Source organism: Fusibacter sp. (assembly GCF_057447755.1).
The window spans coordinates 1-10,089 of record NZ_JBVBZF010000124.1 but is presented as its reverse complement, the minus strand read 5'-3'; the positions used below and the strand labels follow the sequence as shown (position 1 = coordinate 10,089).

General features: G+C 39.9%; 8 protein-coding genes. All 8 read right to left on the bottom strand.

Annotation, left to right across the window (positions count from 1 at the left end):
• A partial coding sequence (locus AC220I_RS13375) for a hypothetical protein (RefSeq protein WP_486724347.1) occupies positions 1–335 on the bottom strand: 335 nt, incomplete at its 3' end.
• A 12-nt stretch (positions 336–347) separates the two neighbouring features.
• Positions 348–2,171 carry a baseplate J/gp47 family protein gene (locus AC220I_RS13370; RefSeq protein ID WP_486724346.1) on the bottom strand — a complete coding sequence of 608 codons (1,824 nt, stop codon included), beginning with the start codon at positions 2,169–2,171 and terminating at the stop codon, positions 348–350.
• Between the two features lie 17 nt (positions 2,172–2,188).
• Positions 2,189–5,125 carry a hypothetical protein gene (locus tag AC220I_RS13365; RefSeq protein ID WP_486724345.1) on the bottom strand — a complete coding sequence of 979 codons (2,937 nt, stop codon included), beginning with the start codon at positions 5,123–5,125 and terminating at the stop codon, positions 2,189–2,191.
• Between the two features lie 26 nt (positions 5,126–5,151).
• Positions 5,152–5,562 (bottom strand): GPW/gp25 family protein, encoded by a 411-nt coding sequence (locus tag AC220I_RS13360; protein WP_486724344.1) that lies wholly within the window; start codon positions 5,560–5,562, stop codon positions 5,152–5,154.
• Between the two features lie 28 nt (positions 5,563–5,590).
• On the bottom strand, positions 5,591–6,340 hold the full coding sequence (locus AC220I_RS13355) for a phage baseplate assembly protein V (RefSeq protein WP_486724343.1): 750 nt from the start codon (positions 6,338–6,340) through the stop codon (positions 5,591–5,593).
• A complete protein-coding gene (locus AC220I_RS13350; RefSeq protein WP_486724342.1) occupies positions 6,337–7,431 on the bottom strand; it encodes a phage late control D family protein in 1,095 nt (364 codons plus the stop codon). Before AC220I_RS13350 ends, AC220I_RS13355 begins: the two co-directional genes overlap by 4 nt.
• Before the next feature lie 14 nt (positions 7,432–7,445).
• A complete protein-coding gene (locus AC220I_RS13345; RefSeq protein WP_486724341.1) occupies positions 7,446–8,090 on the bottom strand; it encodes a CIS tube protein in 645 nt (214 codons plus the stop codon).
• Between the two features lie 10 nt (positions 8,091–8,100).
• Positions 8,101–10,089, bottom strand: a 1,989-nt coding sequence (locus AC220I_RS13340; protein WP_486724340.1) for a hypothetical protein, incomplete at its 5' end; no start/stop codon positions are given.

The window sequence follows — 10,089 nt, the reverse complement described above, 5'->3', positions numbered from 1 at the left end:
TTTTGAGGATTCAAAAGCTTTAGTTTTTCAATCAAGGAATATGGCGCGAGGGCTTTTTTCTCGATGGCTTCTTTAACATCAATCAGGACCTTACCATCTTGAACCAATAGCTGGTCAAGAGCCACGGTGTAGAAGATCACTTTGGATTCCACACGTGGTTCACGGTGTATCCGTATCCTTTGCCACTGGTGTTCGTATTCATTGGTATCAATGATTGCACCAATATAACACCCTGCACCATGGTTAAGGGAGACACCTTTTTCATCTATGGACAGGTCTTGCCAATAACCTTTTTGCCATTCTCTCATTGTTTCTATTCTTAAAAATGAGTTCAAAGTGATGCCTCCTTAATCTTCCAACCACACAATCTCAATTTTCTGAACTTCACCGATACCAAATGGCGGTATCTCTAAATCTCCAAGTTTTGTCTTTGAGAGTGGCTGCATGCTCGAAAGTCTAATGCTGTGAATGGTCTCGACACCTTGTATCTCTGATAAGAGCTGATAAAACTGACTCTTTGATACATTCTGACCAAAGTCATTTTTATAATAAGCCCTAATGGTATTTTCTATGAGGGTCTCCATGACCTTATGATCATGGCTGGATTTGAGTTCCATATAAACACCGATCTCATAATAAACTGGATTGAGGATATGAACATCGGTGGTAATCATTCGGTGCTTTTCAATTTCTTTTCTCAGATTTTGAATGTAGCCTTTATTTAACCGGCTTTGAGGATATGGCACCACCAGAACGGATACTTCATTATCCACAAGTCGATTTGGATAATCCTGAAGACCTGGTCTATAAAGTGGCAAACACTTTGTGGTTTCAATCATCAAGCCTGGTGTGTTCTTTAAAATAATTTCATAGTCATCATCTGTAACGGCAACACTTGTACGGTTCATTTGATCATACAATTCAGCTTTCATTTCATCAAGTGTCTTTATAGGTCTGCCACCAACTGCATTGGTCAAGCTCTCTAAAAGGATTTCACCTGAATCTGAGCTTAAAGTATCGATTGCAATATTGCCATGATTAAGGAGCGAACGCTCAAGATGGTCGATTTTTATGACTTCAACGCCCTTCTCAGGGATACGACCGTTTTTATTGTTGCCAAACCTTATACTGTGGTTTTGAGGATCATAAGTATAGCACAAGTCTTCCTTTCCGGCTTCATGGAGGGCATCTACTGCCTTCCAGGCTTGCCATTCCCCTAATATGGGATCATAAACCGATAGGCAGATGCTCGGATAATAAATATCCTCATGAGGCAGTTCTAAGACTTGATCTGGAAATCCTGTGGCATCAAATAAAAGTGTTGGTACGGTTTCTGTCTGTTTTAGCTGAATAATACGGTTATAGACATTCACCACCCGCGGCGGCACATCATAATTCTCTGCGATTAACCTACATCTTATTTGAAAGCCCTCATTCGCTGGGGCTATGGTGTCTTTTAGTGCATAGGTTAACAAACCGCTAGTTAAAAGTCCATAGGTTTCATCCTTCTTGATCTCAAGAGGCTCCCAAATACCCGAGTCAGCTTTATAGGACCACTCCACTTGACTTAGGGAAATAAAGTCGTTTGTCTTGCCAATGGGATTGCGCTTGATCTCATAAGCGTCATACATTTTAAAGTAGAGCTCATAAGTTTGACCGATTTCATGAGGGGCATCGAATGCTATATAGATACTCTTGTCTACTGTGGGTACTTTGCCAAAAGGATAAATGGTAAGGCCATTGTCGATTACCTTATAGACTGATTTAAGGCGACCATTTTCTTCCTCGGTAAGAACATCACTGATGCTTGAGGGGTCTATCTTATAAGGTCTTATGGTTTCAAAGCTAAAGCGACCTTTTGAAAATCTAGTCTTGTATGGCAATTCACCTGCGTTTTCCATATGTGAAACCTTGGCAATCACCTCTGCAGGTGCCCCATAATCTCGACTGATGCCAAAGAGCTTGAGAAATTGATATTCAAGTGGCTCTGTGGTTTGATCCATGTAGTATTGGAGCATCTCTTTTAACCATGCAAAGAGTTCGATCATGGTTATGCCCGGATCATGGGCGTTTTCATCCGTCCAATATGGCGCATACTTCCGTATGGCTTTTCTGGCGTTCTCCACGATTATATCGAAATTCTGATCATCAAGATTAAGGTTTTTAATCATGATGTACCTCCCTATGGCTATTTAAGTGAAATGGCATGGTTCCCGTTTTTGATGACGATGTGTGGATATTGCCTTAAGTCCTTGATGGCAATCTCCTTTAACTGATACCCATCTTGAATCTTCGCATTCAATACCAACAAGTTTATATCCTTTAAAGTCTCTACCAACTGGATTTGACTGAGTAAATACTGTTCATCTGGTAAGTCGCCTATATGCCAGCCCTGTCCATTTTTGTTGCCTGCATGTGTATCAAGATAAAGCTGAATGATACGTTCAACAGCGTTGAAGGTTGGTAGATAATCTGATGCGTCTTGAATTCTACCCTTAAAGTGGACATCTATGGTGACGTACATAGGCTCTATGATGAAATAGTTATAGCCAAATTTTAAAGTGCTCGGTAATTTATCTTGGAGATGCATTTTAATTTTCTCTTTTAAAGCCCTAAAGTAATCTTGCATATAGGCTTCTGATCTTGGCAAAATTACACTAGTTACTTTTCCAATGGAAGGTCTGCCAAACGCGTCTATGCCTGAAAGCGTTAAAACTTCCTTAATGTCATACTCAGAGGCAAGAATCAATGCATCAAAATCCCTTGTTGATCGGGCACGACCCCTGTGATGGATGGCTTCAGAGATGCGGTTGAGGGCGCGTTTTCTGGATTCAGGTGCATGTCCACCTTGAAATGGTACAGGATTAAAAACGGTATTGATATTTGAAATGGATTGGGCAAGGCGTTTGACTTCATAAGCCTCAACATTGCCGTATTCTCCTAGATTGACCATATAGTCCACACGGACGTTGTTTTCCAGCGTCCCCTCTGGCAAGTAGCCATGGATTGAATCACCAAATTGCAAACTGCCTTCAAAGCAATTTGAAACATAGCCCCTGGTTTCAGGTCCCATTTCTGAGAAGCTGTCATATGGAAGCCATTTAACCCAAAGTGCTTCCAGAGTGCCATCTACGCTGAACTCTTGCACATAAGGGTGTTTGGTTTTTTTGATATCTTCCACTGGGATGGATAACTCATTGACCCAAACGGACAATGACTCTAGATTCTCATAATTGAGTTTCATTTCTTTATGATATTCATGTTGTCTTAAACTAAAGTACTGACTCTGTTTGGTTTCCATCTGTGTCACATTGACACTGTTTAAATGAATGCCCTTTAACAGAACAGGCAAGGTTCCCGGTTTTGTCTGAATCACTCTAAGCCAATAGCCTTCTTTGCTAAAGAGTCTTGCTTTTGCATGGGCTTCATCTCCAATTAAAGTGACAAGGCCTGTTTCATGAAAGGACTTTGTATCATCCACAACATCTATATCCACCCATTTTAATTTGTTGGCAACTCGATTGAGCATCTGCCATTTAAATAGGTTGCTTTCAAGACCTGTGATGGTCCCAATATCAAAGAGCAGTTTAATGGGTGCTCCCAATAGGGGTTGGTTAAATTGCAAATAAAGGGCTTTGGCATCTAACTCACCATAATCGCTAAAGAGCTTTAGGGGTTTCTTGTCTAGTGACAGGGTTTCATAGGTCATAAACTCATGGCGATGGATTGCCTGAGGTAAAACCCCATGATTGTCATAAACATAATGCAGTTTAAGCCATCTAAGCTTAGGGGCTATATAATCACCAAGTGTTGTATACGCATTTTCAACCTTTAGGATTCGTAGTCTAATCCAGTAGTTTTCATAAGCGCCAACAGTTGTTTGCATCAAATCGTCTGGACAGATAAATGAAATCGTTTCCTTGATGGGTTCGTCATGATCACTTGCAAACATCTTTCTATTGAAGTTTTCAGTTTCGAGTTTTGACCAACCTACGCCATTCCAATACTCAAGGATTAAGTCTGATATGATGATTTTTTTCACAACAGGGTCTTTTAAATCTGATTTCTTAAGGACATTTTTCCATTTGATGTTCTGTGGTGGTAAGTCAAAAGGTGTTTTATGGGGCTCTAAAAGGTACTCAAAGGATATGGATACATGGCTCCCCTTCTTGGTCAAAAGCTCTCTACTGGCTATGTAAAGGGCATCATAGGCAAAGAATTGCGTACCAAACATCATGAAATCCTTTTCTGGAAGTTCAATCTCATTACAGTAAAGCTGGTCCGGTTTAATGATGTTTGAAATTGGATTGACTTTTATTTCATCACAAATAAGTTCTGTGGCAGATTTCATTTTTAATTTGATTTCCGGTGTTTCCAGCATTATACTTTTGCTGTTTTTAAGCATAATGCCGTGATCTGTGGCGACATATTCTTCAAATGGCAGCCATGTTTCTTTATTCAAATACAGCCATTCCACTTGCGATTTATCAGATAATTGTCCAAGTGTCATGTCTCTTCTGAGCTTGTTTTGAGGGTCGTTTATGTAAATTTCTATGCCAAGGGCATTTTTTACCATCAAGGCATCCTCATGAGAGATAATGAGTTCATGGATTTGAAGATTGGTTGAAACAGGTGATTGTACAAGGTAAAGCGGATTAAGGACATCGTCTCGATTAAGATCATAACAATGGTCTATTTCGTCCGTTTCAGAGTTGACCATGATCAAGTTCTCTAGCTGTGAAGGCACGATCATCAAATCATCTCTTGTCTCAAAAATAAGGGTTTCCTCAGCATCGCTCTCACCCACGAGTTGCTTGCCAGCACTAATCCCAACACCCTCCTTGGTCCCTTCACTCAAGGTAAAGGTGACATAGCCTTTTGCCCCTTTTGAAGGCTTTTGAACGGGATTGAGTAGATTTAAGAAATCGATATAGTGCTTATCAGGCATCATTTCCGCTTTTTTTACAGTCTCGTACATCATATCCGCATAGATTAAGGCCAATGCTGATCCTAAATCAGGATTTTTAACATCAAAATGCCACTCAGGCGTATAAGACTTACTGAGTGTCTCTAAGGTTTCTATCAATTGGGCTCTGGTCATATTCTTAAGATCAAAATAGTTCATGATTTAACCTCTTTCAAGGGTCTTGATTAGATATTCCCCTCATTGATATAGAACGGATAGACTAAGTTAAATGGATTGTTTGTGGTCCTTACCACATATGCAATGTGGAGGTCAACGCGCTCTGCTGACTTTGGATCTACGATAGCTTCAACCTCAATGTCCGTAATTCTAGGTTCCCATGCAATAAGTGCATTCTTCACTGTATTTTCCATCTGCTTGAGCAGCGTGTAATCCACTACGTCAAAGAGGTGCTTAAAGATGTCACAGCCAAAGTCTGGTCGCATGACGCGTTCGCCTTTACGTGTGCTTATGATGATTTTAATGGCTTCTACGATATCCTCTTCGTATTCGGAGGTTAGAACCTTGCCGGTTTGTGCATCTACTTTTACAGGAAACTTCCAACCACGCCCTAAGAAGGACTCGAATTGATCACTCATGCCATAACCTCCTTTATTTTAAAGACTTTTAGTTAATTGACACAGGATTGCCCTTGATTTGTGAAATCGCACCGGCTTTAATTTCCATAGTTGCTCCAGATTCAAGCTTCACGGTCGTATCACCCTTGACATTGACCTGTAGGCCTTTGACTTCTATGGTATTTGACTTGATCGAGATCTTGTTGCCAGTGCCATCGATGATGATACTGGACCCGCCCGACTTAAGTTCAATTTTTTTCTCTGCTTCAATGGCAATTTTGCCATCACTCGTTGACATTTCTATCTTATTCTTCCCATCAGGATCTTTTACCGTCAGTTTTTTATTCTCTTCATCCATCTCCACAAGATAACCTTTAGAAGATTTCAAGGTGATTTTACCCTTGTCCTTTTCATCAAAGAATGTGAGCTCATGGCCACTTTTGGTCTTGATCATCTTTGTCAGGTTTTTACCCTCTTCATTGCCCATGGGTGGTTTTACATTCTTGCTCCAAACGCCACCTACGATAAGGGGTTTTTCAAGTTGTCCCCCAATAAAGGCCACAATCACTTCATCACCAACATCTGGAATTAAATAAGCCCCCATTTCCTTGCCTGCAAAAGGGACGATTACCCTTGCCCAAGCGGATTCAGTTTCAGAATCATCTCTAAGTGGCAATTTTACCTTTATGCGGCCTAGTCCATCTGGGTCTTCGGTGTTGCTTACAATCCCAAGGGTTAGGCCATACATGCGATTGTCACTGCGTTCATTTGTATCGAAAAATAAGTCATACATACTCATAGCATATTCACTCCTGCTTCAAATTCTGTTGTATATTCACCATCACTTAGTTTATGAACGACCTTTGTTACGTAGTATTTATTGTCCACATCGCCATCAAAGCTCTTGATTTCAATGTATTTACCTGGTACTAGCTCTGGAAGGCCCACAGACTTTCCATAGCCTGTTATGAAGTTGAAGCTCCGCTGAGTTAACTCTGCTTCAGCCCTTTCCTTGGCCTCTTCCACCGTGTTAATTTCCATATCCACAATCACGGATACCGAGGACTTTAACTGTGATGAAAACTTATCGGGCTTGGTTTTTCCAGCGCCAATTTTTTCGGGTGCAGATGCGGTACTTTCAATCATCTTATGCTCAACATCATCATAGCCTTTAACGGTCACCTTGTTGACATACTTTGAAAGGGTTCTCGTTTGGTTGAATGAGACGAGCATTTGCCCCCATTCGTATAAAATTTGGGGTGTCATATCACTGTAGGCCGGTTTTCTAAAGTAGACCTTACCCTGAAGTACGAAGAATTCGTAGTTGATGCTCTTTGCCACTCGACATAAAAAAGCATAATCCGTTTCTTTGTTTTGCTGAATTTCTCTTTCAAGTGTTGTACTGGCATCCACAGTCTTTGTGCCTGCCAGCGACCCATAATTTCCGAGTATACTACTAACGGCATCTGTATAGCTGCCTAGGTTCATGGCAGCGGATTTGTTACCATGCATCATGAGGCCTTTTACATCCAGACATTCCACTGCAATATAGGGAAAACTAAACTCGGAAAATACTGCTTTGACGGTCTCAATATAGCCCTTAAAGACCAGTGTCGTTTCAATATAGCCAAGTGAAACTTCAACTTCCTTTCCCAAGGCGAAAAAGTCTTTCATGAGTTTGGCATCAAAGGACCGCTCATCAATATCATAAAGTTCATAAGCCTCAAAAGAACACATACTGGCTTCAAAGCCCGTACTGATGTTGACCTCGATGTTAGAAACCGTGATCTCAGATTGAGGCAATTCCTTGCCATCAATTTTGATTTTATAGGTTGGCACATCGAATTCTAAATATTTTTTTGAGAGATCATCATATTTTAAAGTACCCATTTTGCCTCCCCTAGTTAGTCAATGGAAGGAATTTTCATCACTTGCCCACTCTTGAGATTTCGTGGATTTGCTATTCTATTTTCTTTTGCGATGATTTTCCACATTCTTGGATCTTTATATTCTTGACTTGCAAGCATCCATAAGGATTCGTTTTGATTGACCCTGCGGTGTTTGGTTCGGTCTGGTGATTCAAGAGGGGTCTTCTTTAATTGTTCCTCCATGGTCTCGGTGGCTTGAACGGTTAGAGAGACCTTGGCCCTCACGGGTTTACCGGATTCTAAAAACATAGTATAAGTAGAAACCGCTTTACTGATAACGCCTTGAAAATCTAAAGACCCCCAAACAATTCTCACTTCTGGCGGCTCATGGAGTCCGGCATCTACTGACATGGCCTTTAAAAGCTTGTCGGTATATTTTCGAACATCCTCTTTCTTATCCTCAGCATCAGGCGTCATATAGGTATCAAAGAACAGCTCAATATCAAGTGTTGGCACAGTGCTCCCCTTGTACTGCTTGACAGGCTGGTCAACACCGATTGGACTTGCCCATGAATAGGTTTTTTCATTTGTGATTTTATATTCACTTGGATTGAAAAGACAGTCGAACTCTTCCTTGATCTTTTCTCCCAATATGGATATCTTGGCTTTCTTAAGTGCCATATGCTACCTCCTATAATCCCCTTCTTCTGCGCTCCCGTTCTATACGCTCAGTCACCCTTTTATAGACTTGATCTGCAATCTTATCTATATTGACTTGGGGCTGGGATGGTGGTGTATTCAAAGTGGTTTCAATTTCATTTGGTTCTATGACAACTTGATTGAGGGCTTCCATTTCTGGTGATGCCATAATTTCACGTATGATTTCCTTTTCCACTGTTTTGTATGCCAAAGGCATAACCGCTTTTTCTTCATATTGAATATTCTGTTCAGTTTGATGCATCATTTGTACTTGGGTTTGTCGCTTGATGTTTTCATGACGCATTTGAAGGTTGTTGGCTATTTTAGTCGGTGTTTTAATTTCATGGATGACCTGAAGATTTCTCTGTATGGTCTTATTGCCTCTTATAATGGAACGGATTGTGCGCTCTACTTCGCCATTTAATTTAACTTCCTTTGACCTCGTGAAGCGTCGTTCAAATTGACTGTTGTAATGATGAACCTTTACCTCATCCAGCTTTTGCAAGGACGCCCTTAATGACTTATAGGTGTATGCAGGTAGGAGGACGGGCATTTGAGGCATATTTGCCAGCTCGACTTGTCTTTGGTGTTCCAGGTCTGCTCTTTTCTTGTCTGCTTTTTTGCGTTTTCTGCCCTTGACCTTAGTACTTGTCTTTTTATCAGCTTCATTAAAATCGTCATTTCTAAGACTTTCAGGCTCTAAAATTGTAGTCGCCATAGGCTTGTTGAGAATGGGTTTAACATATTCCTGAAGGTATTTAGGATTGATGGAAAGCTTTATTCTCGAAGCCTCATTCTTTAATGTAATCGCATTTGTCCACCGATTTGAATACCACTTGATGGTCTTGTTTCCCTCAGCCCTTAAATTGGCTTGGGAGCTTATGGATTTACCTTGGTTTAAAAGGCCTATTTTATGCTTGCCTGTGAGCTTAGCTTGATTGTTTTTCAACTGGTTTAAGGTCATTTGAATTTGATGTCTGGTGTCCATTTGGACATTTAAGTTAAAACTGGTGTAAACAGTCTCCGCTTGATTATCCATCATGGCCTTATTGGCTAAAATATCGTTATTGATTTTATCACTTATTTTTTTATCAAATTTTTTATCAAATTTATGATCAATTTTGTGACTTATTTTAGCTTTTACCTGGTCATTCATTTCAGTAGTAACTTGATCTATTAAAGTTTGCTGTACAAGCATTTGATTGGCAAACCGCATATTTCTGTCTTGAAATAAGGTCAATGGACCATTTGAATTATTAATCTCATCAATTGTGCCTTGGCTCTGACTTACCATGTTCTGCTGGGCAAAAATTTGACGTTCTAGGACTTGGCTAAGCTTGAAATTAAGATTTTCAATTTTTCCATCTTGCCTAAAGCTCATGTGTTCACGGCTTTTACCTATTTGCTTCCTCATAATCCTATTTAAATCACTAAACAATGACGTCTTAAATATTGAATTATCTTGGTCTAAATAGGTCTTATCTATACTTGTTAAGACCTCATGGGCGTTTGATATACCTTCTTGCTTGAGCTGTGGTCGTCTCTGACCATATAAGCTAATGATCTTGTTATACATCATTTGACTTGTTTCATAGATTGAAACCAAACCCTTAAATCTACTCAGTTCAATATCAAAATCATTGGCCTTGACTTGGTTATAAGGCTCTTCACTTTCAACATCATGTTTATTCTTTCTGCCGAAAAAATCCGCCTGTGACTTTTGAATATGAAATGTCTTTTTAAGGTCATTTGATATGAAGTGCTTTAAATTAGCGTAAATACGATTGCTCTTGATCAATTTGATTTGATGAATATCTTCCGTATACCTTGTATTTCTCGTATTTCTTATATTTCCTGTATTTGTGAATAGCTCATTTTCAAGTTTAATACTAGGGTAAACTGTATTTTCACTCCTATACTCATGATCTATCCAATCATTAGGACTTAAGCTAATCATATCATCGTTATACGACATCATACC

Coding starts and splice junctions, on each gene's coding strand:
- AC220I_RS13370 (WP_486724346.1), bottom strand. CDS start 2,171: ATGATTAAAAACCTTAATCTTGATGATCAGAATTTCGATATAATCGTG.
- AC220I_RS13365 (WP_486724345.1), bottom strand. CDS start 5,125: ATGAACTATTTTGATCTTAAGAATATGACCAGAGCCCAATTGATAGAA.
- AC220I_RS13360 (WP_486724344.1), bottom strand. CDS start 5,562: ATGAGTGATCAATTCGAGTCCTTCTTAGGGCGTGGTTGGAAGTTTCCT.
- AC220I_RS13355 (WP_486724343.1), bottom strand. CDS start 6,340: ATGAGTATGTATGACTTATTTTTCGATACAAATGAACGCAGTGACAAT.
- AC220I_RS13350 (WP_486724342.1), bottom strand. CDS start 7,431: ATGGGTACTTTAAAATATGATGATCTCTCAAAAAAATATTTAGAATTC.
- AC220I_RS13345 (WP_486724341.1), bottom strand. CDS start 8,090: ATGGCACTTAAGAAAGCCAAGATATCCATATTGGGAGAAAAGATCAAG.